This window comes from Pseudomonas sp. BRG-100 (assembly GCF_000737955.1).
Lineage (GTDB): Bacteria > Pseudomonadota > Gammaproteobacteria > Pseudomonadales > Pseudomonadaceae > Aquipseudomonas > Aquipseudomonas synxantha_A.
This window is the reverse complement of record NZ_JPRX01000001.1, coordinates 2,296,845-2,320,089: the sequence shown is the minus strand read 5'-3', so window position 1 is coordinate 2,320,089 and position 23,245 is coordinate 2,296,845. Positions and strand designations below refer to the sequence as shown.

The following is a 23,245-nucleotide window of genomic DNA, read 5'->3' as shown; positions in this document are numbered from 1 at the left end:
GGCTAAAAGAAATCGGAGCAGTTACCCCCGCGAGCGCCAGGCAGCTCATAGCGTCAGGTAACTCAATAGGCGGCTCAGCACGCCGAGCCCGATCACCACTACCAGCACCACACAAAGGAGCAGCCATGGCCGGAAAGGCTTGCGCTCGACTCTGTGCTGGGAGAGTTGCAGGTACTCTTGGACATGCTGTTGGTCATCGGGGTTCAGGCGGCTGGTCATAAAGGCCTCGTCAGGTAGACGTTGCAAAAGGGCGCCACGTTACAGCCAAGGGTTCAAAGGCTGATGCCCACATCGAACACTATGCTGCGGCCCAGGTTGTTGCGCAAGAAGTCCGGCGCGTCCGGGTGTGCGAACAGTACGCGCGCGAAGGTTGGCCCCACCAGTGACAGTGAGCGCCAGCCCTGGCGCAGGTATTCAGTTGGCGGCGGAAAGTGGCTGTTGAGGTCCAGCACTTCGCGTTTGAGGCTGGTGAAAGCGATAAGGTCCAACTCCCCCAGGTCCATGCCGCGTTCTTTGTAGTTATGTGCTTTTTTGCGCAGTGTCGGTGCCAGGCGCAACAAAAACTCATGGGCGGGAATGCGTCGTGGCTTGGCTTCGCGCCGCACCAGTTGGCTCAAAGAGAACGCGCTACGCCTGCGCAGCAATTCATCGCGCCATTCGTCGTTCAGGCGGCGCCCCTCGTCCAGCACGAAAAACACCTCGAAACTGGCGTCGCGAAACAACACATCCGGCGGCTCCTGGCCCGCAGCGTGAAACTCTTCGACGCGGTAGGGCACATTCAAGCCCTGCAGCAGGCGCTGGCAGACCCAACGCTCACGCTCCCATTTGCGGGCATTGGACAGAAACGCATTGGCTTGTTCGGCTGCTACGGTGAGCAGGCGCAAATAATCTGAGTCATCCATATTCCCAGCTTAGCGTTCAAATGATGACCACAGGAAGTCCTGCTTTAAAACGCGGGTGTAGACTGGTCACCTGGCAGCAGGCCCAAGGATGAGGTGTGTGGTGAGGCTTTTTATAAAGGAAGTGCATCCGTGATCAGTGCAGCTGTTCTGGCGCCATCGACCCTCGGCATTGGCTGGCTGTTATATGCGCCGGTGGTGATGTGGGCGACGTTGCGCTCGCCTTGGGTCGAATTGTTCGCCGACCGACGGCGCCAGCATTTGCTGTTCGGTACGGTGTTCGCGTTGTTTATGCTGTGGCTGGTGCGCCGGGATTTCGATACCGGGGTCTCGTACCACTTTATCGGCATGACCGCCGTGACCTTGCTGCTGGATTGGCCGCTGGCAATCGTCGGTGGGTTTGCTGCACAGTTCGGCTTGATGCTGCTGGGGCGCCAGGATCTGGCCGCCCTTGGCGTCAACGGCCTGCTTCTGGTCGGGCTGCCGGTGCTGGTCACCGAAAGCTGCGCGCTGTTGGTCGAACGGGCGCAACCGCGAAACCCCTTTGTGTATATCTTCTGTTCCGGTTTTTTTGCGGCGGCGCTGTCGGCATTGTTGTGCCTGTTGGTTGGCCTGGGCCTGTTGTGGTTGAACGGCCGCTTTGCGATGCCGGAATGGTTGGAGGACTTTGTAGGTTACCTCTGGCTGATCATCTTCCCCGAAGCCTTTATCAACGGCATGGTCATCAGCGCGCTGGTGGTGTTTTGCCCGGAATGGCTGGAGACCTTCAACCGAACTCGCTATCTCTCGGCCCCCTGGAAGGACGACGATTCACGGCGTTGATCCAGGTCAAATCTCGCACGACGGCGCAGGCCCATGCTCTGCAAAATTTTTTCTGGAGCACGGATCATGAGTGTGTACGAGTGGGCACGGCAGGAGTTGCGCAGAAGCCAGGACGCAGCGCAGGAAATCGGTTTTGACCCCGGCTTGACCTTGCGCGCCATGCTCAGTGCGGTGGTGCAGCAAAGCAAGGGTGTACGCAGTTTTGAAGACCTGGCCGACGAGTTGCAATACCTTGCAGAAAACCTCGACGACCAGCAGGAATATGCCTTTATGCGGCCTTAGTGGCGCGGCGGCAGGTCTTCGGAAAACAGTTCATCTTCGGCGTCCGGGGCCACCGGAATCTTGTGTTCTTCAGCGGCCCAGGCACCCAGGTCGATAAGCTTGCAACGGTCCGAGCAGAACGGCCGGTTGAGGTTGGTCGCTTTCCATTCCACGGGTGCACCGCAGGTTGGGCAGTCGACGGTCAAGGGTTGGCTCATGATCGGCCTCCACGCAAAGTAAGGTAAAAGTGGTGCAGTCGCTCGACCTCGCCGTGCAGCCAGGCAAGGTCCTTATCGTTGACCAGCACGTCATCGGCATGGTTCAGGCGGTCTTCGCGGCTCGATTGAGCCTTGAGAATCGCCTGCACCTGTTGTTCGCTGATGCCATCGCGCTGCAGGGTACGCTGAATCTGCAGCGATTGCGGCACGTCGATCACCAGGATGCGCTGGGTCATGCTGTATTGGCCGGACTCGATCAGCAGCGGTGACACCAGGATCGCGTAAGGCGACTGGGCGCGTGCCAGGTGGCTGCGAATTTCCTCGGCAATCAGCGGGTGCAGCAAGGCTTCCAGCCACAAACGTTCTTGCGGTACCTCAAAGATCAGTTTGCGCAGCGCTGCGCGATCCAGCTGGCCGTCGGGTAGGAGCACGCCGTCGCCGAAATGCTCGGCAATGCGCGCCAGAGCCGGCCTCCCGGGTTCGACGACCCAGCGGGCAGCATGATCGGCGTCCACCAGGTCGATGCCCAGGTCGATAAAGTGCTCGGCCGCAGCGCTTTTGCCGCTGCCAATGCCGCCTGTGAGGCCAAGAATCCAGGGTGTTGCGACAGAAGTGGTCATCTGAAACCGACAGACTGCAAATAGAAGTCGGTTATTTGACCACCCCAGAGCAATGCAATCCAGCCGGCAATTGCCAGGCACGGCCCAAAGGGCATCGGCGTCGACGTTTGGGCCTTGCGCAAACGCAGCAGGATCAGCCCTGCAAACACGCCCATCAGTGAGGCCATCAGCAACGTCATCGGCAGGATCTGCCAGCCACCCCAGGCTCCCAGCAATGCCAATAACTTGAAATCGCCATGGCCCATGCCATCCTTGCCGGTGACCAGCTTGAACAACCAGAACACGCTCCATAGGCTCATGTAGCCAATGACCGCGCCCCACAGTGCGTCGGGCAGTGTCGCCAACAGGTCAGCGCTGTTGATAACCAGCCCCAGCCAGAGCAGCGGCAGGACCAGCACGTCCGGCAGCAATTGGTGGTCCAGGTCAATCAGGCTCATGGCCAGCAAGCCCCAGCTCAGCAACATCACCGCAGCGGCTTGCCAGCCGAAGCCGAAATGCCAGGCAACAGCGGCAGTGATCAGCGCGCACGTCACTTCGGTCAGGGGATAGCGGACGCTGATGGGGTCACGGCAATGGGCGCAACGACCCCGGAGCATCAGGAAGCTGAGCAGCGGAATATTTTCCCAGGGCTGAATCGGCTGGTTGCAGCGCGGACAGCAGGAGTTCGGGCGCATCAGGTTGTACACCGGACCGGCGGGCTCGGTTGGCAGGCCGAGGACCTCATGGGCCTGGGCACGCCATTCGCGTTCGAGCATTTTGGGCAGGCGCCAGACCAGCACGTTGATGAAACTGCCGATGATCAGGCCGAGCACCAGTGCCATGCAGGCAAACGCCCAGTGCTGCTCGCTCAGCAGCAGGCTCAAAAGGTCGTACCCAATTGAAATACCGGCAGGTACATCGCAATCACCAGCGCGCCGACAATGGCCCCCAGGACAACCATGATCAGCGGCTCCATCAGGCTGGTGAGGTTATCGACCAGGGTGTCTACGTCCGACTCGTAGTGGTTCGCGACTTTTTCCAGCATCCGGTCCAGGGTGCCGGACTCCTCTCCAATGGCGGTCATCTGGATCGCCATGCCGGGAAACAAACCGCAGCTGTGCATGGATTGATTCAACTGCATGCCTGTGGATACATCGTGGCGCATACGTTCGATTGCCTGTTTGAAGGGGTCATTGCCGACGGCTCCGGCTACCGAGCCCAGTGCCTGGACCAGCGGGACACCCGCTGCAAACGTGGTCGAAAGCGTGCGGGCGTAGCGGGCGACGGCGGTTTTTTGCAGCAGTTTGCCTGCCAGAGGCGCTTTCAACAAACTCGCTTGCAGCCAATGGCGAAAGCCAGGGTAACGGCGGTAGGCGTGGCGCAGCCCGCCCACCCCCACGGCCAGGCCCAGCACGAGTATCCACCACGCTTGTTGCAAGAACTCGGACAGGGCAATGACCCCCAGGGTAAACCCGGGCAGTTGGCTATCGACCCCGGCAAACAGATGCTGGAACTGAGGCACGACGTGTATCAACAGCACTGTGCTGACCAGTGTCGCGACTACCAGGACTGCGACAGGGTAAGTCATGGCTTTTTTGATCCTGGCTTTGAGCTGTTGGCTTTTTTCCAGATGAATCGCCACGCGCTCCAGCAGGGTTTCCAGAGCCCCGGCCTGTTCTCCGGCAGCTACCAGGTTGCAGTACAGGTCATCGAAATAACGCGGGTGCAGGCGTAGCGCTGCGGCCAGGTTATTGCCGCTGGCGATCTGTTGTTTCAACGCCTTGACCAGTTCACGCACCTGCTGGTTTTCAAAACCCTCACTGATGATGTCGAAGGCTTGCAGCAGCGGGATCCCGGCTTTGAGCAAGGTCGCCAACTGTCGGGTAAACAGGGCGATATCGGCTGGCAGGATTCGCGGGGTGAAAGCCGAACGTGATCGAGGCCTCTTGCGCACACGCTCGGGGCAGATCCCTTGCTGGCGCAGTTGTGCCTTGATCAGCGCAAGGCTGTCGCCAGCGGTTTGCCCGGTCACCCTGCGTCCTTTGCGGTTGATGCCTTCCCAGGCATAGATCGTTGACGTGTCGTTCATATCGGTTTGCGCACCCGGCAGTGAAGAATTTATAGCGTAGTCAGGTGGCGGATTCGGGGCGGCTGGTGTTATGGGATAAAGTGTCAGAATGTGCGTCTTGCAGGCGATGGGCTTCGTGGTGGTGGGTACACTGGCGCCGTTGCACACTTCGGGGCGCAGGACGCGCCTTGTCATGGTTTTATTCTGGAGAGTGAAAGAGATGCGTCAAAAAGGCTTTACCTTGATCGAGTTGTTGATCGTTGTGGCAATCATCGGCATTTTGGCCACGATCGGTTTGCCCATGTACACCAAGCACCAGGCCAAGGCCAAGTTTACGGCGGGGCTGGCTGAAATCAGCGCGTTGAAGGCCGGTTATGAAGACGTCATCAACCAGGGCACTGTGCCCACTGTGTCGTTGATCGGTGGCAACAGCCCCACTGCCAATTGCAAGATCGACGTGACAGGAGATGTAGCCTCGGGCGCCGGCTCCATCAGCTGTGAAATCCTCGATGCGCCAGCGCCCGTGCTCGGCAAGACCATCACCTTGACCCGCAACGCAACCAGCGGATGGACCTGTGCTACCACAGCGGATCCGCAGTACGTTGCCAAGGGCTGCTCTGCCAACGGCGCGTGATGGCGCCGGGCGGTGAGCGAGTCAGTTGCTGCATGACCAATGCAGTGCTAGCTTTAGCCCACCGCCCGTGTAGCTCAGCCGGTAGAGCAGCGCACTCGTAACGCGAAGGTCGCAGGTTCGATTCCTGTCTCGGGCAAAAGCGCACCACTGCTTCAAAGGCAATGTTTTCAGATGATCCCAGAATGGTTCTGAAGGCCAGACGAGTCGGCATTCGTGCTCGCTCTTTTGTATCTGCGCAACCTAGATGACCCAGATGCATCCCCATTCCTCGATCCAAGAGAACGACATGACCACGACTGAGATAACCCAGCAAGCGCGTCACGAAGAAGCACTCAAGCAATACCTTGAGGAGTCGCCGCAGCTTAAAGAAGAGATCAAGGACCTGAGCGCTGACGACCAGCGCGATCAGATTCAGTGGGCATTCGAGGATGAGGCAGAGAGCCAGAGCCTCCAGCCTTGGGAGTTGACCCTCAAGTACACCTCGACACCGGAAGAATTCGAAGCTGCGCGGTTGGCCTTGCATAAAGAGGCGGCCGAGGTGCTGGGCGTCGAATGGGAAGAGTACTGCGAGATGAATAATCTTGTAGTTTAAAAGCAGGCGCGAGTTTCAAGCTGCAAGCGGCAAGTTGTCTCGCAGCCTTCTTGCAGCTTGCAGCTGGCAACTACTCAGATACTGAGGCGCATCGACAGATCCACTGCCTTCACATCCTTGGTCATCGCGCCGATGGAGATGAAGTCCACACCGGTTTCAGCGATAGGCAGCAGGGTGCTTTCATTGATCCCGCCGCTGGCTTCCAGCTTGGCCTTGCCGGCGTTCAAGCGCACGGCCTCGCGCATGTCTACCAGGCTCAGTTCATCGAGCATGATGATGTCGGCTCCCGCCGCCAGGGCTTCGCGCAACTCATCCAGGTTTTCCACTTCGATTTCCACCGGCTTGCCTGGGGCGATCTTGTGGGCGGCCGTAATCGCCTGGGCAATGCCACCGCAGGCGGCAATATGGTTTTCCTTGATCAGGAACGCGTCATACAGCCCGATGCGGTGATTGTGGCAACCGCCACAGGTGACCGCGTATTTTTGCGCCAGGCGCAGGCCCGGTAATGTCTTGCGGGTGTCCAGCAGCTTGACCTGGGTGCTGGCGACAAAGTCCGCGAGGAACTGCGCTCGGGTGGCTACACCTGACAGCATCTGCAAAAAATTCAGCGCACTGCGTTCACCTGTGAGCAGCGAGCGTGCCGGGCCTTCAAGGTGGAACAGCGCCTGGTTGGGGCTCACACGTTCACCGTCGGCCACCTGCCAATGCACGGCGACCCGTGGGTCCAGTTGGCGAAATACCGCATCCACCCAGGCCGTACCGGCAATAACAGCCGCTTCGCGGGTAATGATCGTGGCCTTGGCCAGCCGTTCGGCGGGGATCAACTGCGCGGTGATATCGCCACTGCCGATGTCTTCCAGCAGTGCGCGGCGCACGTTGGCTTCGATTTCGGCGGTGAGGTCGGCAAGACGGAGGTTCGGCATAACAGGCTCCACAAACAAAGTGCCTGGATTATAGGGGCTGCGTGCGTTCGAACCCAGCGCGCCGCTCATTTACAGCGTAAAGGCAGAGTTTGCTGGCGCAACCCCCCTCATTTGCAAGATAATCTCGCGCCTTTCAATTGGCGTCATAGCTTTGACGTCGAGGTGGTAGCCGGTTTATTTGCAGCGCACTGCCGTGCCTGCCCCGTTCTTTGCCCCTCTCAACACCGCCGTTTCAGGAGGCCAGGATGCACAATGACGGAAAGGTGGTGCCTATCAACAGGGCACAGGCCACGCCATCGCCGCTCGCGCGCCTGCCGGTGGTGTTGCTGCAGGTGCGTGACAAGGCCGCGCAACAATTGCAGCAGGGTTTGCAGGAACTGTTCGATAACGCCGACGACACCCTGTTCGAAATGGCTGACAAGGCCCGAAGCACCGTCGACCATCATATTTTTTTCGAAGCAATGCGCGACCTGCGCCTCAAGCGCAAGAACTTCGAACGCGTGTTCATGGAGCAGCTGTTTGTCGCCTTCGCCAATCTGGGCCAGGCCGGAAGCGGCGATCTGCACCTGGTGCCGGTGGTGTCCTACGAAGCGGTATCCGGTACCAGTGCCGACGATATGGAAAAAGCCGTAGCCCTTGAGGCGATGCTCGGTCGGGTGCGACATCGTGATGGCTTGGCCCTGGGACAGTTAAGCGCGCGCATGAGCCGATTGCTGGGCCGGCAACTGGATGACCATACCAACCCACTGGGTCCGGCACTGCTCTGTGAGTTTTTCCTGCAGGCAGGGCGCAGTCTGGGGGTGGAAATCCGCGTCAAACTGATCATGCTCAAGCTCTTTGAAAAATACGTGCTAAGTGACGCGGACCTGTTGTATGGCGAAGCCAATCAACTGCTGGTCGCCGTTGGTGTACTGCCTGAACTCAAGGCCGTGCCATCCCGTCGTCCCGGCGGGCGCGCCAGCCGGGAACACCAACGCGCCAGCCAGCCGATCGTCGACCCGCCGCTCGATCAAAGCGGCCAGCAAGCGTTCAGCGCATTGCAGAAGTTACTGCAAGCCGTGCGTGGCAGCGTGGCGCCGACCCTCGAAGCCAGTGCCGAGCCGCAACCCATTGCCACCCGTGATCTGCTACGCCTACTGTCGCATTTGCAGCAGTACGTCCCCGAGCCCGAGGCTGAAGACGATTTCGACCTGCGTAACCAGCTTGAACAGCTGCTCACCCGAGTCAGCGTCAAGAGTGGCAAGTCGCGGGTCCTGGAAGATGCTGACGAAGATGTAATCAATCTGTTCGCTATGCTGTTCGCGTTCATACTCGGTGATAGCAGCGTGCCGGACGCGTTCAAGGGCCTGATCGCCCGTTTGCAGATCCCCTTGCTGAAAGTCGCCGTGCTGGACAAGAGCCTGTTCAGTTGCACGCGCCATCCGGCGCGACGCTTGCTCAATGACATCGCGGGCGCCGTCATGGGCTGGAACCCGCCCGAAGACGCCTCCCGCGATACTCTGTACCTGTGTGTCGAGCAGGTCGTGCAGCGTTTATTGAATGAATTTGTTGAAGACCCGGCGATTTTCTCCCAGCTACTGACCCAATTCAGCGCGTTTACCGCTGATGAATCCAGGCGCAGCGAGTTGCTTGAGCGCCATACCCGAGAGGCCGAGCAGGAGCGCCTGCATACCGAGGCTGCCCGCCAACGTGTGGCGCAGGTGCTTGATCGAAGGCTGGCGGGCAAGGTTCTGCCGCAGTTTGTGGTGCAATTCCTCCAGCAAGCCTGGAGCCAGGTGTTGCTATTGGCCATGCTCAAGCATGGCGGACAGTCGCTGCAATGGCAGGCAGCGCTGCGCACCCTCGATGAGTTGATCTGGAGCGTCGGCCTGCGGGAAGACACCGAAGCGGGCCGGCATTTGCTTGAGCAACTACCCGCGTTGCTCAAGGCGCTGCGTGACGGTTTGGCCGCTGCGGCGTTCGACTCTTTCAGCACCCGTGAATTTTTCCGGCGGTTGCAGACCATGCATGTTCAGTGTCTCGGGGGCGACGGCGCCGAAGTGCTGGTCGAAGTCCGTGAGTCCTTCACGCTTGGCACCGGTGCGCCGTCCGTCGTTGCGCCGCTGCCCGATGATGACCCCGACCTGCTCAAGGCCAGGCAGTTGCAGATCGGCGCCTGGGTAGCGTTTCAGCACGATCAGGAAAACACCCTGCGCTGCAAGTTGACGGCAATCATGCCGCCTGCCAATACCTGTATTTTCGTCAGCCGCACCGGGCTCAAGGTTCTGGAAAAAACTACCGACCAATTAGCCCATGCGTTCAAGCGTGGTGTGCTGCGCACGCTGGATGATGGCCCTTTGTTCGAGCGTGCGCTGGCTGCGGTGATGGGCGACCTGCGTCAACTCAAACGCGGCAAGTGATCGCAACCGCAGGGTGGAACGCGGCATACTGGTAACACCTCGTCTCATTTCAGGAGCCTGTATGCAGTTGGACCCCGCCAGCGGTTGGTGCCAGGGCATCCGTCATTGCCCGTCGCCCAATTTCAACGAGCGCCCTGAAGGCGAAATCTCGCTGTTGGTGGTGCATAACATCAGCTTGCCTCCAGCGCAGTTCGCCACGGGCAAGGTGCAAGAGTTTTTTCAGAATCGTCTGGATGTTTCAGAGCATCCCTACTTTGCCGGTATCGACCACCTACGCGTGTCTGCGCATTTTCTGATTGAACGTGACGGCACTGTGACGCAATTTGTCTCGTGCCGGGACCGGGCCTGGCACGCCGGTATTTCCAGCTTCGAGGGGCGCGAGGTGTGCAATGATTTCTCGCTGGGGATCGAACTGGAAGGCACAGACGAACTGCCGTTCACCGATGCCCAGTACGCGGCGCTGACCGAGCTGACGCGCCAGTTGCTCAAGGCTTACCCAAAGATCACTCGCCAACGTATTTGTGGTCACAGCGATATCGCCCCGGGGCGCAAGACTGACCCGGGCCCCGCTTTTGATTGGGCGCGCTTTCTCGGCGCCCTGCAGGATGGAGGACACGAACAATGAGTTTCCTGGTGTTGGTGCTGGCGGTGTGGATCGAGAAGTTCTCGGCCTTGCGCCTGCGGTTGCAGCGTGACGGTGGATGGCTGCGTGAGCTGGCCAAGCTGGAGTCGAGCCCGCGTATGGGCAAGCGACCCTGGCTGATCCTGACGCTGCTGGTGCTGCTGCCGGTAGCGTTGCTGGCGCTGTTGTTGTTGGTACTGGAGCCGGTGGCCTATGGCCTGTTGGCGTTACCGGTGCACATGCTGGTGGTGATCTATAGCCTGGGCCGTGGTGATTTATTGGCAGGGCTGGGGCCGTTCCGTGATGCCTGGCGACGTGGCGACCTGCAAGCTGCAGAGCATGTGGCCGAGCGCGACCTGAAGCTTGGCGCCGACAGTGGCGAGCAATTGCTGGAGCGGGTCCAGGGCTATCTGTTGTGGCAGGCGTACCAGAGCTTTTTTGCGGTGATTTTCTGGTATTTCCTGCTGGGCCCGGTGGCGGCTTTGGCCTACCGGCTGTTGGCGCTGGCCAGCGAACATAGCCAGAACCCGTTGGTGGCTGAACGTGCCGCGCAGTTGCGTCACGCGTTTGACTGGTTGCCGGTACGCCTGTTGGCGGCGAGCTTTGCTTTGGTGGGCAACTTTGTCGGGGTCAGTCGGGTGATGCTCCACGAACTGCTGAGCTGGGACATCAGCGCGGCGCAGTTGATGGAAAAGGTCGGGCTGGCCGCGGCTGAAATCCCTCCTCCAGTGGTGGGGGCTGACGGCATCAATAGCCTGGATCGGTTGTGGGAGCTGCTGCTGCGTGCGGCGGTGTTGTGGTATGCCGGGTTTGCCATTTGGACTGTGTTGCCCTGAACACTGTGGGAGGTGGGCTTGCTCCCGATGGCGGCCTCCGGGCCAACCAGGGTGCTGGATCAGACCGAGTACATATCCATTCCTGCGGTAACGGCCACGGTTGGTTCCGCTTTTACAGCGGGTCACTTTGGAAAAGAGCCCCAAAGTAACCAAAGGGCTCTTGCCCCACCACTCGGCACCTCGCTTAGGCTCGGTGTGCCCGTAATCCGCCAGTGATTTGGGGGGCCGCCGCCACGCGCCATCCATGGCGCGGGGCGGCTAAACCGGCATCCCTGCCGGTTTACCCCCCAAATCCCTGTCGAATTCCGGCCAGCGTGGTTTGACGGGGCGCTTAAGATCAAGATCAAAAGCAGATCAAGATCAAGAGCGGCTCGCTTCGCATCGTGGTTACGGGGGCAAGCCCTCCTACATGTGCTCTCCGGATCTGCCGTTAACCTTACGTTACAAAACTTCCCTTCGAATTGAGCTATACAGACAGAGCGCCAAATAGTGGCTATCTGCCGCCGCCCTGCGCCTCAATAACAATAAAAGAAGGGGAGATCACCTGTGATGAGCTTGCTCTATCCTGCCGTCGCGCTGATGAACCGCCTGAGCTTCGGCATGAAGTTCAGCCTGATCAGCGTGCTGTTCCTGCTGCCGATGCTGGCGACCAACTATTACCTGGTGCGTGACTCGTGGCGCGAATTTCAGGGCACCCGTATCGAACTGCAAAGTCTCGACCTGCTTGGCAGCAGCCTGGCATTGCGCCGTGAGTTGGAAACGCTCAACAACCAGGTGCAGATCAACGTCATTCTCGGGCAGTCCGGCAAGGCGGCTGATCTTGAAGCGCAGATCACTGCCCTGGAGCAAGGTGTGCTGGAGCGGTTGCAGGGGTTGCACGCCATGGCGACGCAGCCCGAGCAAGTCGAGGTTTTTGAAAACAAGCGCGACGAGCTGATCGCCGCGTTCAAGGCGCAGCAACAGGAAACCTCGTTGCTCAACAAAGCGGCGTTGATCGGCAAGTTACTCAACCAGGCCCAGATGCTCAGCCAAATCATCGCCAGCCAAGCCGGCTTGAGCCGTGATGCGCAGAGTGACCTGCGCCAACTCAGCGACCTGGTCACTGCGGTCACCCCACAGGTCACCCAACTACTCGGTGAGGGCCGCGCGATGGGCGCGTATTCCCTGGGCCAGGGCTTTATCAATTCCTCCTCCAGTACGCGCTTTGACGAGTTACTGCAGCAGGTGGAAAAGCTCCAGGGCGAATACGGCTTGAAGCTGCAGGACGCGCTGGGCGCCAGCAACGCCGCGCATGCAGCACTCGATAGCTTGGCGCAAGCCAGCCAGGCCAGCCTCAAGCAAGGCAGTGAGTTGTTCGAAGAACAGGTAGTGATGGCCGAGACCCTGGATACACCTTGGCAAGGTTTTTACGACGGCGTCAGTCAACTGATGGCCAAGACCTATCAACTCGATGACGCCACCTTAGCGTTCATCGGCCAGCAACTGGAGCAGCGTCTGACGCAAAACCGCCTGCACATGGTGTTGCTGGTCGCGGCCCTGGTGGCGGTATTTGCGCTGATCTTCTACTTGTATGCAGGTTTCTTTGTCTCCACTCGCACTACCTTGCGCAGCCTGGGGGCGATGATGGACAAAGTCGCGGCCGGTGACATGACGGTCACTTTCGTCGCCCACAGCCGCGACGAGCTGGGAGACCTGGGCCAAGTATTCAATGGCACCGTGGCCAAGATCCACGACCTGATTGAGCGCGTCGGGCATACGGTCAGCCAGGTCGAGTTGCAGGCCAGCCAGGTGCAGACGATTTCGGCACAGAGTAACCAGGCGGTATCCGGCCAGCGCAGCCAGATCGAACAAGTGGCAACGGCGATGAACCAGATGTCTGCCACCGCACAGGAGGTGGCGCGCAGCGCGGCGGCGGCGGTCAACAGTGCACAGAGTGTCAATGATGAAACCGTCAGCGGACGGGCGCTGGTGCAATCTCAACAAAGCGGCATCGCACGCCTGGCTTTGGAGATCGATGAGTCGGTGCGGGTGATCAATCAGTTGGCGGCCGATAGCCAGTCCATCAGCAGCGTATTGGAGGTGATCAAGAGCATCGCCGAGCAAACCAATTTGCTGGCGCTCAACGCGGCCATCGAAGCTGCGCGTGCCGGTGAGCAAGGACGCGGTTTTGCCGTAGTGGCCGATGAGGTGCGCACCCTGGCCCGGCGTACCCAGCATTCCACCGGAGAAATCGAACAAATGATCAGCCGCTTGCACAGCGGCGTCGGCGCAGCGGTAAAGGCGATGGGCAGTAGCCATGAAATGGCGAGTGGCACGGTAGGGCAGTCGGAAAAGGTCCAGCACGCCCTGGAAAATATCCTCGGTGCCGTAGGCATGATTGTTGACCAGAACCAGCAGATCGCCGCTGCCGTGGAGCAGCAAACGGCGGTCGCTCACGACATCGACCAGAATATTGTCCAAATCAACCGCGCCGGTGAACATGCAGCACAAGGCGCCCAACAGACCGAAGCGGCCAGCCGGCAGTTGTCGGCGCAGGTCATTGAGCTGAAGCAATTGATTGGTGCGTTTCGGGTGTAAGAACTTTCTGTGGGACTGGGCCATGAATCACGTGGCATTTGTCCTGATTTGCCGGGCTGTGTTTTATCGCGACGTGAATGGGTGAGAATTTGTTTCATCAGTCACGGTCACGAGGGGATACGACGATGGCCGCTGCAATCGGCATCAAAGGGCATTGTGCCCAGTGCAACATGACGTTTGAACTCAAGCCTTGGCAACTGAACGCCATCGCCATGGAAGTACCGTTTGACTGTGCGTACTGCCACTCGGGCCTGCAGTTGTGCTGCCACAAGCAGTTGCGTCAGTTTCGCGCCCTGGACCAGTGGGCGCTGGTGCGGCCCGGCATGATCATGCTGACGTGCGCGACCTTGCTGATGGCGTTGTTCGCAGAGTGGTTGGGGCTGCTCAGCGTGATCGGGCAGCTGAACATTTCGCTGGTCGCGGTGTTGATTTATCTGCTGGTCGTGCGCTACGCCCGTTATCGGCAAAGGATGACCTTGAACTTGCAGGTCATCAGCCCGCTACCAGTTGAACAGCTCGCACGCATTGCGTGTGCTCGTCTCACCCAGCAATAAAGGGCTGATGCCCATACGCTCAGCCAGGGCGGTGCAGATATCCGGCAGGTGTTGCGGGCAATTGCGCTGGTTGGGATACATGGCCGGGGCCATGTCCGGCGAATCGGTTTCCAGTACCACGGCTTCAAGAGGCAATTGTGCCAGTACCTTGTGCATGCGCAGGGCCTGGGGCCAAGTGGCGGCGCCGCCCAGACCGAGTTTGAAGCCCAGTTTGATGTACTCGCGGGCCTCTTCAATGCTGCCGGCGAACGCATGAATGATCCCGCCCCTCGGTAGACGGATGCGCTTGAGCGTAGCAATCACGACGGCGTGGCTGCGGCGTACATGCAGCAAGGCGGGGAGTTGGAAATCCGCCGCGAGTTTCAGCTGGGCTTCGAACAGGCTTTGCTGGCGCTCGCGATCCAGGTGCTCAAGGAAGTAATCCAGACCGATTTCGCCCACGGCGCAGAGTTGCCGATGGCCGTGCAAGCGCGTCAACCAGTCACCCAGCTCCAGCAGGTCGGCAGGGCGATGCTCATCGAGATACACCGGGTGCAAACCAAAGGCAGCGAACAAACCGTCGTCCTGCTGCACCAGATCCCACAGCCGCTGCCAGTTTTTCTGATACACCCCCAGTACCACCAGACGCCGTACCCCGAGTTCACGGCTATGGGCGAGGACTTGCGGGCGGTCGTGATCGAAGTCCGCAAAGTCCAGGTGGGTGTGGGTGTCGATCAGCTCCACGTTCAGACCTCGTGAATGCGCTGCTTGAACGTGCGGCCAATCGCATGCACACCCGGTTGGTACTGTTCTTCTTCGATGGCCGCCAGGGCCAGGCGCAGAGCTGTCTCGGCGATCAGTTGATGTTGCTGGGCCATGGCGTTGACTGGCAGCGGCAGGAAGTCCAACAGTTGGGTGTCGCCAAAGGTGCCCAGGCGTAGCGGCCGCGACCGGAGCGGGAAGTCATGCAGCGCATCGAACACGCCTTGCAGCAGCACGTAGGAGGTAGTCACCAGCGCGTCAGGCAAATGCCCCAGGCGCTGCAGCAGTTGCTCCATCAGCTGTCGGCCACAGTCACGGCTGAAGGCTTCGCCCTGTTCGATGATCACTTCGCCGGTGAAGTCTTGCAGCGCTTCACGAAAACCCGCAGTACGTTCCTGGCTGATGCTCAGCTCGGGACGTGCGCCGATCAGCGCGATTTGCTTGGGCAGCGGTTGTAGCAGGCTGCTGGTGAGTTGCTGACAGGCCTGGTGATCATCGCTGACCACTGAGCAGAACTGGTCAGGCTCCATCACCCGGTCGATGGCAATCACCGGCAACCCCTTGGCTTGCAAGTCTCGATAGCTGTCATCGCTGGCCGGCAGGCAACTGGCGACGAACAACGCATCGCAACGCCGCGCACGGAACAGTTGCAGCAGTTGGCGTTCGCTGTCGGCTTCGTCATCGGAGCTGGCAATCAGCAACTGATAGCCCCGTGCCCGGGCGCCTTGCTCCAACAGCTTGGCAATGCGTGCGTAGCTGGGGTTTTCCAGGTCTGGCAGGATGAACCCCAGGGTGCGCGTATGCCGGCTGCGCAGCCCGGCGGCTTGAGGGTTGGGGGTAAAACCATGGGCCTGGACCACGGCACGCACACGCTCAACGGTTGCGTTGCTGATGCGCTGCTGTTCGGCCTTGCCATTGATGACATAGCTGGCGGTGGTCACGGACACACCGGCCAGACGTGCAATATCACTGAGTTTCAAACCGGGATTTCCTTGTTTTTTAGAGCGTGCCCCGACATTTTGTCCAATCGTAACCGATTCCAGCCCACGACCAATGTCCCACGACAGGTGCCGAGTGGTGCTTCAAGCTTGCGCAATTAACGCGTAATCTGCCATAAATTCTAGATTAAACGTTTCAGCAAGCGTATTTTTACGATGTTCGCCGCTGAGTGGCTACTGCCAATTGACCACTCAGTCAGTTATTTTTGAACGTCTCGCGCTGATTTATTCAAAACAATACCTAGTGCGCACATCGCACTAACTAGGAGAACGGCATGCTTGAGCTCACTGTAGAGCAGATATCCATGGGCCAGGTGGCTGTGGATAAATCTGCTGCCTTGCACCTGCTCGCTGACAAACTGGTGGCCGATGGCCTGGTTGCCGAGGGCTATCTGAGCGGCCTGCAAGCCCGTGAGGCCCAGGGTTCAACCTTTCTCGGCCAGGGCATTGCCATTCCCCACGGTACGCCAGAGACCCGCGACCAGGTGTTCACCACGGGTGTGCGCCTGCTGCAGTTCCCCGAAGGGGTGGACTGGGGCGATGGCCAGATCGTCTACCTGGCGATTGGCATCGCCGCCAAATCCGACGAACACTTGCGCTTGTTGCAACTGCTGACCCGTGCCCTCGGTGAAACCGACCTCGGCCAGGCGTTGCGCCGTGCCGGCAGCGCCGAAGCGTTGTTGAAGCTGTTGCAAGGTGCGCCCCAGGAACTGGCGCTGGATGCGCAGATGATCAGCCTGGGCGTGTCTGCCGATGATTTTGAAGAGTTGGTATGGAGGGGGGCGCGCCTGCTGCGCCAGGCCGACTGCGTGAGCAATGGTTTTGCTGCGGTGTTGCAACAGGTCGACGCGTTGCCCCTGGGCGATGGCCTGTGGTGGTTGCACAGTGAACAGACAGTCAAGCGTCCGGGCCTGGCGTTTGTCACGCCGGACAAACCCATGCGCTACCTCGGCCAGCCGCTGCACGGCCTGTTCTGCCTGGCGAGCCTGGGCGAAGCCCACCAAACCTTGCTTGAACGCTTGTGTGCCCTGTTGATTGAAGGGCGCGGCCAGGAATTGGGGCGTGCCACCAGCAGCCGTGCGGTGCTGGAAGTGCTGGGCGGCGAATTGCCACCGGACTGGCCCAGCGCCCGCATCAGCCTGGCCAACGCCCACGGCCTGCACGCCCGTCCGGCCAAGATCCTTGCGCAACTGGCGAAAAGTTTTGACGGCGATATCCGCGTGCGCATCGTTGATGGACCGGTGGGCGCGGTATCGGTCAAAAGTTTGAGCAAGTTGCTCAGCCTCGGTGCGCGTCGTGGCCAGGTGCTGGAGTTTGTCGCCGAGCCGACGATTGCCGGCGATGCACTGCCTGCACTGTTGGCCGCGGTCGAAGAGGGCCTTGGCGAAGAGGTCGAACCATTGCCGGCCCTGAGCGCCCAGCCTGCTCCTGTGGATATCGAGCCGGTGCTCAGCGCGCCATCGAGCGGCAGCCAGATCCAGGCCATCGCCGCCGCGCCGGGCATCGCCATCGGCCCGGCGCATATCCAGATTCCACAGCTGTTCGATTACCCCCTGCGCGGTGAGTCTGCCGCCATCGAACGCCAGCGCCTGCACGCCGCCCTGGGCGATGTGCGTAAGGATATCCAGGGCCTGATCGAGCGTAGCCAGGCCAAGGCCATCCGCGAGATTTTCATTACTCATCAGGAGATGCTCGACGACCCGGAACTGACCGACGAAGTCGATACCCGCCTCAAGCAGGGCGAAAGCGCGGAAGCTGCGTGGATGAGCGTGATCGAAGCCGCCGCCAAGCAGCAGGAAGCCTTGCAGGACGCCTTGCTGGCCGAGCGCGCCGCTGACCTGCGTGACATCGGCCGTCGCGTGCTGGCGCAGTTGTGCGGTGTCGAAACCGTCCAGGAACCCAGCGAGCCCTACATTCTGGTGATGGATGAAGTCGGCCCCTCGGACGTTGCGCGCCTGGACCCGGCCCGCGTAGCTGGCATTCTGACTGCCCGCGGTGGTGCCACCGCTCACAGCGCCATCGTCGCGCGCGCCCTGGGGATTCCCGCCTTGGTCGGTGCTGGTGCTGCGGTGCTGCTGCTGAGCGCCGGTACGCCACTGCTGCTCGACGGCCAGCGCGGTCGCCTGCATGTCGACCCGGACGCCGCTACCCTGCAACGCGCCACCGTGGAGCGCGACACCCGCGAACAACGCTTGCAAGCTGCCTCGGCTCAACGCCACGAGCCGGCGCTGACCCGTGACGGTCACGCCGTGGAAGTGTTCGCCAATATCGGTGAAAGCGCCGGTGTGGCGAGTGCGGTGGAGCAGGGCGCCGAAGGCATTGGCCTGCTGCGCACCGAACTGATTTTCATGGCCCACCCTCAGGCGCCGGACGAGGCTACCCAGGAAGCCGAGTACCGCCGCGTCCTCGATGGGCTCGGCGGTCGCCCGCTGGTGGTGCGCACCCTCGATGTAGGCGGCGACAAGCCCTTGCCCTATTGGCCCATCGCCCAGGAAGAAAACCCCTTCCTTGGCGTGCGCGGCATTCGCCTGACCTTGCAACGCCCGCAGATCATGGAAGCGCAATTGCGGGCACTGCTGCGTTCGGCGGATAACCGGCCGCTGCGCATCATGTTCCCCATGGTCGGCAGCGTGGATGAATGGCGCGCCGCCCGCGACATGACCGAGCGCCTGCGCCTGGAAATCCCGGTCGCCGATTTGCAACTGGGCATCATGATCGAAGTGCCGTCAGCCGCCTTGCTGGCGCCGGTACTGGCCAAGGAAGTCGACTTCTTCAGCGTCGGCACCAACGACCTGACCCAGTACACCCTGGCCATCGACCGCGGCCACCCGACCCTGTCGGCCCAGGCCGATGGCTTGCACCCAGCGGTCTTGCAACTGATCGACATCACCGTGCGCGCCGCCCATGCCCATGGCAAATGGGTCGGCGTGTGCGGTGAGTTGGCGGCAGACCCGCTGGCGGTGCCGGTGCTGGTCGGCCTGGGGGTGGATGAGTTGAGCGTGTCGGCCCGCAGCATTGCTGAAGTGAAGGCGCGGGTGCGCGAATTCAGTCTGAGCGAGGCCCAGGGCCTGGCGCAACAAGCACTGGCGGTGGGTTCGCCCGCGCAAGTGCGTGCCCTAGTGGAGGCCGTGTAGATGGCGAAGATTCTGACCCTGACGCTGAACCCGGCGTTGGACCTGACGGTGCGCCTGGCGCGCCTGGAGCCCGGTGCAGTCAATCGCAGTGAGGCGATGTTGACCCACGCGGCCGGCAAGGGCGTGAATGTGGCGCAGGTGCTGGCCGACCTGGGCCACCACGTCAGCGTTGGCGGGTTTCTCGGTGACGCGAACCCTCAGGCTTTCGACGCGCTGATCGCCAGCCGCGGGTTTGGCGATGCGTTCGTCCGCGTGCCGGGCGAAACCCGCAGCAATATCAAGATTGCCGAACAGGACGGACGTGTCACCGATATCAATGCGCCGGGGCCGCTGGTGAGTGAAGCGGCGCAAACAGCGCTGCTTGAGATGATCGCGAAGAAGGGTGCGCAATTCGATGCGGTGGTGGTGGCCGGTAGCTTGCCGCGCGGCGTCAGCCCGCAGTGGTTTCAAGCACTGTTGGGTCAGTTGAAAGACCTCGGTTTGAAAGTCGCCCTGGACACCAGTGGTGAAGCGTTGCGCGCTGGTTTGCAGGCTGGCCCGTGGCTGGTCAAACCCAATACCGAAGAGCTGGCAGAGGCCCTGGATAATGCCACCGATGCGATCAGCCGACTGCATCAGCAAGGCGTCGAGCATGTGGTGGTCTCCGACGGCGCCGCAGGCGTGACCTGGTACCGCCCAGGCGCGGCTCTACACGCCACGCCACCCAAGGTGACGGTGGCCAGTACCGTGGGCGCTGGCGACTCGCTGCTGGCCGGGATGCTTCACGGTTTGCTCAGTGGCGATACGCCTGAGCACACTTTGCGCCGCGCCACGGCGATTGCCGCGATGGCCGTCACGCAGATCGGTTTTGGCATCAGCGATGACGCGCAGTTGGCGCGCCTGGAAAGCGGCGTCGATGTACGCGCGCTGACAGAACAATAAGAGGGTTTGTGATGAAGTTAGCCATTGTTACCGCCTGCCCCAACGGCATGGTCACCAGTGTGCTGTGCGCCCGCTTGTTGGACGCCGCCGCCCAGCGCATGGGCTTGCACACCAGTGTCGAGGTCGTTGATGTGCAGCGCCCGGAACGTCAGTTGTCCCAAGCCACGATCGATGATGCCGAGTGGGTACTGCTGGTCAGCAGCACGCCGGTGGATATGCAGCGTTTTGTCGGCAAACGCGTGTTTCAGACCACACCGGCCCAGGCGCTGGCAGATGTCGAAGGCGTATTGCGCCGGGGCGCTGAAGAGGCCCAGGTGTATGTCGCCAGTGACGCCCCGGTATCGGCGAAGAATGCGCCGCGTATCGTCGCGATTACTGCGTGCCCGACCGGGGTGGCCCACACCTTCATGGCCGCCGAAGCCTTGCAGCAGACCGCCAAGCGCTTGGGCTACGACTTGCAGGTCGAGACCCAAGGCTCGGTCGGCGCCCGCACACCGCTGAGCCCGCAAGCCATCGCCGAGGCCGACGTGGTGTTGCTGGCGGCGGATATTGAAGTCGCCACCGAGCGTTTTGCCGGCAAGAAAATTTACCGCTGTGGCACCGGCATCGCCCTCAAGCAATCCGAAGCCATCCTTAACAAAGCCCTGGCTGAAGGCGCGGTGGAAAACGCCGGCAGTGGCGCGCCGGCCAAGTCGGAGAAAACCGGGGTCTACAAGCACCTGCTCACTGGCGTGTCGTACATGTTGCCGATGGTGGTGGCGGGGGGCTTGTTGATCGCCTTGTCATTTGTGTTCGGCATCCATGCTTTCGAACAGCCAGGCACCTTGGCAGCGGCGCTGAAAAGCGTCGGTGACCAGGCATTCCTGCTGATGGTACCGCTGCTGGCGGGCTACATCGCCTACTCGATCGCCGACCGTCCTGGCCTGGCGCCGGGCATGATCGGCGGCTTGCTGGCGGGGACGCTGGGGGCTGGGTTTATCGGCGGCATCCTGGCCGGTTTCGTCGCGGGTTACTGCGTCAAGCTGATCAGCCGTGCGGTGCAATTGCCCCAGAGCCTGGAGGCGCTCAAGCCGATCCTGATCATCCCGTTGCTGGCCAGCCTGTTCACCGGCCTGGTGATGATCTACCTGGTGGGCCCGCCGGTCGCACGTTTGCTGACGGGTCTCACCGATTTTCTCAGCACCATGGGCACTACCAACGCAGTGCTGCTGGGCATTTTGCTCGGCGGCATGATGTGCGTGGATTTGGGCGGGCCGATCAACAAGGCGGCGTATGCGTTTTCTGTCGGCCTGCTGGCGGCGTCGAGCGGCGCACCGATGGCCGCGACCATGGCTGCCGGCATGGTGCCGCCGATTGGCATGGGCATCGCTACGTTATTGGCTCGGCGCAAGTTCGCCCAGACTGAACGCGAAGCCGGCAAGGCCGCGATGATCCTGGGCCTGTGCTTTATCTCCGAAGGCGCGATCCCGTTCGCGGCCAAAGACCCGCTGCGCGTGATCCCGGCCAGCATCGCCGGTGGCGCGCTGACCGGTGCGCTGTCGATGTACTTCGGCTGCAAGTTGGCCGCGCCCCATGGCGGGTTGTTTGTGCTGGTGATTCCGAATGCGATGAACCACGCGTTGTTGTACTTGCTGGCGATTGTGGCGGGCAGTGTGTTGACGGGGTTGGTGTATGCGCTGCTCAAGCGACCGGAAGCCGTGGAGCTGACGGTCACTGCTGCCAGGGGCTGATGGGATTCAGAATGTGGGAGGGAGCAAGCCCCCTCCCACATTTGGATCTCCATTGTTTGTAAGGCCGGTGTCATCTTCGTTTCATCCCATCATGCTTTAGTGGCCCTTTTGATACTCAAGAGGGCACCTGCATGAGCCACTTCGATCTCGGCCGCCGCCGCGTGATGCAAGCCGTGGGCGCCGGCCTGTTGTTGCCGGGCCTGGCCCCGGCGGTGATCGCTTCGGTGAAGGACCGGCCGCAACTCACGGATGGCGTGCAATCGGGCGACCTGCTCGGCGACCGTGCGATGATCTGGAGCCGCAGCGACCGCCCCGCGAAGATGGTGGTGGAGTGGGATACGCGCAGTGTGTTCAGCAACCCCCGCCGATTGGTTTCCCCGCTGGCCGACAGCCGCAGCGACTTTACTGCCCGTGTCGAGCTCACCGGTTTGCCGGTCGATCAGTCGATCTTCTACCGTGTTCACTTCGAAGACGCCCAGACCGGTGTCGCCAGCGAGCCCTGGTTCGGTCACTTGCGCAGCGAGCCGCAACAGCGTCGCGATATCCGCTTTGTATGGAGCGGCGACACCGTTGGCCAAGGCTTCGGCATCAACCCGGAGATTGGCGGTATGCGTATCTACGAAGCCATGCGCCTGCGCCTGCCAGACTTTTTTATCCACAGCGGCGACACCATCTACGCCGACGGCCCGGTGCCCGCGCAGTTGACCACCGAAGGCGGACGTATCTGGCGCAATATCACCACCGAGGCCAAGAGCAAAGTGGCGGAAACCCTCGATGAGTATCGCGGCAATTACCGCTACAACCTGCTGGATGAAAACGTGCGCCGCTTCAATGCCCAAGTGCCGCAGATCTGGCAGTGGGACGATCATGAGGTGATCAATAACTGGTCCTCCAGCAAGCAACTGGATGAGCGTTACCAGACCCGCGACATCAATACCCTGGTCGGCCGTGCGCGGCAGGCCTGGCTGGAATATTCACCGATGCGCCGCCAGAGTGCCGACGGCGGCGGGCGTATTTATCGCAAGCTCAGTTACGGGCCGCTGCTGGACGTGTTTGTGCTGGATATGCGCAGCTATCGTGGGCCGAATGATGACAACCTGGGCGGCGAAAAACCCTTCCTCGGCCGCCAGCAACTGGACTGGCTCAAGCGCGAACTCAAGGCGTCGCAGGCGCAGTGGAAGGTGATCGCCGCCGACATGCCGATCGGCCTGGGCGTGCCCGACGGTGAAGTCAGCCCCGGCGTGGCGCGTTGGGAAGCCATCGCCAATGGCGACCCCGGCCCGGCGCAAGGGCGTGAGCTGGAGATTGCCGAACTGCTTGGCTTTCTGCGTGCGCAGAAGGTGCGCAACCATGTGTGGCTGACGGCCGATGTGCACTACTGCGCGGCGCACCACTACCACCCGGACCGGGCGGCGTTCCAGGATTTCGAGCCGTTTTGGGAGTTTGTGGCAGGGCCGCTGAATGCCGGCAGCTTCGGGCCGAATCCGTTGGATAAAACCTTTGGCCCGCAAGTGGTGTTCGAGAAAGCGCCGCCTGCGCAAAACACCTCGCCGTTTGCTGGCTTTCAGTTTTTTGGTGAAGTGCAGATTGATGGGCAGACGGGGGAGTTGACCGTCATTTTGCGCGATCTCGATGGCGTTTCGGTGTTTGAGCAAAAACTGCAACCTGCCTGATTGGAATGCAGTTAAAACTGTGGGAGGGAGCAAGCCCCCTCCCA

22 protein-coding genes and 1 tRNA gene are annotated in these 23,245 nt (G+C 61.0%); 14 read left to right on the top strand and 9 right to left on the bottom strand.

Annotated features, from left to right (window positions below; genetic code table 11):
* Nucleotides 1-45 precede the first annotated feature (45 nt).
* Both JH25_RS0127025 and JH25_RS16985 read right to left on the bottom strand, forming a co-directional pair.
* Nucleotides 46-219, bottom strand: a complete 174-nt coding sequence (locus tag JH25_RS0127025; protein ID WP_005784671.1) for a DUF3094 family protein — start codon at nt 217-219, stop codon at nt 46-48.
* A 53-nt stretch (nt 220-272) separates the two neighbouring features.
* Nucleotides 273-902, bottom strand: a complete 630-nt coding sequence (locus tag JH25_RS16985) for a DUF1780 domain-containing protein (RefSeq protein ID WP_003188431.1) — start codon at nt 900-902, stop codon at nt 273-275.
* Between the two features lie 129 nt (nt 903-1,031).
* Here JH25_RS16985 and JH25_RS16990 point away from each other — a divergent pair, with 129 nt between their 5' ends.
* Together JH25_RS16990 and JH25_RS16995 are read left to right on the top strand one after the other, a co-directional pair.
* Nucleotides 1,032-1,721 (top strand): energy-coupling factor ABC transporter permease, encoded by a 690-nt coding sequence (locus JH25_RS16990; protein WP_032877845.1) that lies wholly within the window; start codon nt 1,032-1,034, stop codon nt 1,719-1,721.
* Between the two features lie 66 nt (nt 1,722-1,787).
* Nucleotides 1,788-2,003, top strand: coding sequence for a hypothetical protein (locus tag JH25_RS16995; protein ID WP_003171680.1), 216 nt, complete (start codon nt 1,788-1,790; stop codon nt 2,001-2,003).
* Here the strand turns inward: JH25_RS16995 and yacG are convergent.
* Genes yacG through JH25_RS17015 form a run of 4 tightly spaced genes read right to left on the bottom strand, consistent with a single transcriptional unit; the run spans nt 2,000 to nt 4,888 of the window.
* Nucleotides 2,000-2,200, bottom strand: a complete 201-nt coding sequence (yacG, locus tag JH25_RS17000; RefSeq protein WP_003188437.1) for a DNA gyrase inhibitor YacG — start codon at nt 2,198-2,200, stop codon at nt 2,000-2,002. The genes JH25_RS16995 and yacG overlap by 4 nt on opposite strands.
* Nucleotides 2,197-2,820 carry a dephospho-CoA kinase gene (gene coaE / locus JH25_RS17005; protein ID WP_032877844.1) on the bottom strand — a complete coding sequence of 208 codons (624 nt, stop codon included), beginning with the start codon at nt 2,818-2,820 and terminating at the stop codon, nt 2,197-2,199. The genes yacG and coaE overlap by 4 nt, the downstream gene beginning before the upstream one ends.
* Entirely contained in the window at nt 2,817-3,683 is an 867-nt protein-coding gene (locus tag JH25_RS17010; protein WP_032877843.1) for a prepilin peptidase, read from the bottom strand. The genes coaE and JH25_RS17010 overlap by 4 nt, the downstream gene beginning before the upstream one ends.
* Complete coding sequence (locus JH25_RS17015; RefSeq protein ID WP_032877841.1) at nt 3,680-4,888, bottom strand: type II secretion system F family protein; 1,209 nt, start codon at nt 4,886-4,888, stop codon at nt 3,680-3,682. Before JH25_RS17015 ends, JH25_RS17010 begins: the two co-directional genes overlap by 4 nt.
* 199 nt (nt 4,889-5,087) lie before the next feature.
* On the opposite strand from JH25_RS17015, the gene JH25_RS17020 reads away from it, so the two are divergent.
* From JH25_RS17020 to JH25_RS17030, 3 genes are all read left to right on the top strand, one after another.
* A complete protein-coding gene (locus JH25_RS17020; protein WP_005784685.1) occupies nt 5,088-5,501 on the top strand; it encodes a pilin in 414 nt (137 codons plus the stop codon).
* Between the two features lie 63 nt (nt 5,502-5,564).
* Nucleotides 5,565-5,637, top strand: a tRNA-Thr gene (locus tag JH25_RS17025).
* Between the two features lie 150 nt (nt 5,638-5,787).
* Nucleotides 5,788-6,093, top strand: coding sequence for a DUF6388 family protein (locus JH25_RS17030; RefSeq protein WP_032877840.1), 306 nt, complete (start codon nt 5,788-5,790; stop codon nt 6,091-6,093).
* Between the two features lie 74 nt (nt 6,094-6,167).
* Here the strand turns inward: JH25_RS17030 and nadC are convergent, their stop codons facing one another.
* Nucleotides 6,168-7,016 (bottom strand): carboxylating nicotinate-nucleotide diphosphorylase, encoded by an 849-nt coding sequence (nadC, locus tag JH25_RS17035; protein ID WP_032877839.1) that lies wholly within the window; start codon nt 7,014-7,016, stop codon nt 6,168-6,170.
* 245 nt (nt 7,017-7,261) lie between these two features.
* Between nadC and JH25_RS17040 the strand changes: the two genes are divergently transcribed.
* The 5 genes from JH25_RS17040 (at nt 7,262) to JH25_RS17060 (ending at nt 14,004) form a co-directional block, all read left to right on the top strand.
* Nucleotides 7,262-9,415 (top strand): DUF1631 domain-containing protein, encoded by a 2,154-nt coding sequence (locus JH25_RS17040; RefSeq protein WP_032877837.1) that lies wholly within the window; start codon nt 7,262-7,264, stop codon nt 9,413-9,415.
* A 61-nt stretch (nt 9,416-9,476) separates the two neighbouring features.
* A complete protein-coding gene (ampD, locus tag JH25_RS17045; protein WP_005784693.1) occupies nt 9,477-10,040 on the top strand; it encodes a 1,6-anhydro-N-acetylmuramyl-L-alanine amidase AmpD in 564 nt (187 codons plus the stop codon).
* On the top strand, nt 10,037-10,873 hold the full coding sequence (gene ampE, locus JH25_RS17050; protein ID WP_032877836.1) for a regulatory signaling modulator protein AmpE: 837 nt from the start codon (nt 10,037-10,039) through the stop codon (nt 10,871-10,873). The genes ampD and ampE overlap by 4 nt, the downstream gene beginning before the upstream one ends.
* A 546-nt stretch (nt 10,874-11,419) precedes the next feature.
* Nucleotides 11,420-13,450 carry a methyl-accepting chemotaxis protein gene (locus tag JH25_RS17055; protein WP_032877834.1) on the top strand — a complete coding sequence of 677 codons (2,031 nt, stop codon included), beginning with the start codon at nt 11,420-11,422 and terminating at the stop codon, nt 13,448-13,450.
* Nucleotides 13,451-13,575: 125 nt separating this feature from the next.
* Complete coding sequence (locus JH25_RS17060) at nt 13,576-14,004, top strand: hypothetical protein (protein ID WP_032877832.1); 429 nt, start codon at nt 13,576-13,578, stop codon at nt 14,002-14,004.
* Here JH25_RS17060 and JH25_RS17065 read toward each other — a convergent pair.
* Complete coding sequence (locus JH25_RS17065) at nt 13,951-14,727, bottom strand: TatD family hydrolase (protein WP_032877831.1); 777 nt, start codon at nt 14,725-14,727, stop codon at nt 13,951-13,953. The genes JH25_RS17060 and JH25_RS17065 overlap by 54 nt on opposite strands.
* Before the next feature lie 2 nt (nt 14,728-14,729).
* Entirely contained in the window at nt 14,730-15,725 is a 996-nt protein-coding gene (cra, locus tag JH25_RS17070; protein ID WP_032877829.1) for a catabolite repressor/activator, read from the bottom strand.
* 293 nt (nt 15,726-16,018) lie between these two features.
* Here cra and ptsP point away from each other — a divergent pair, with 293 nt between their 5' ends.
* The 4 genes from ptsP to JH25_RS17090 all read left to right on the top strand — a co-directional run bounded on the left by ptsP (nt 16,019) and on the right by JH25_RS17090 (nt 23,201).
* Nucleotides 16,019-18,877, top strand: coding sequence for a phosphoenolpyruvate--protein phosphotransferase (gene ptsP, locus JH25_RS17075; RefSeq protein ID WP_032877828.1), 2,859 nt, complete (start codon nt 16,019-16,021; stop codon nt 18,875-18,877).
* A complete protein-coding gene (gene pfkB / locus JH25_RS17080; protein WP_032877826.1) occupies nt 18,878-19,798 on the top strand; it encodes a 1-phosphofructokinase in 921 nt (306 codons plus the stop codon).
* A gap of 11 nt (nt 19,799-19,809) precedes the next feature.
* Nucleotides 19,810-21,528, top strand: a complete 1,719-nt coding sequence (locus JH25_RS17085) for a PTS fructose-like transporter subunit IIB (RefSeq protein WP_032877825.1) — start codon at nt 19,810-19,812, stop codon at nt 21,526-21,528.
* A gap of 131 nt (nt 21,529-21,659) precedes the next feature.
* Nucleotides 21,660-23,201: an alkaline phosphatase D family protein gene (locus JH25_RS17090; RefSeq protein WP_032877824.1), complete on the top strand. Its 1,542-nt coding sequence runs from the start codon at nt 21,660-21,662 to the stop codon at nt 23,199-23,201.
* The last annotated feature ends 44 nt before the right edge of the window (nt 23,202-23,245 follow it).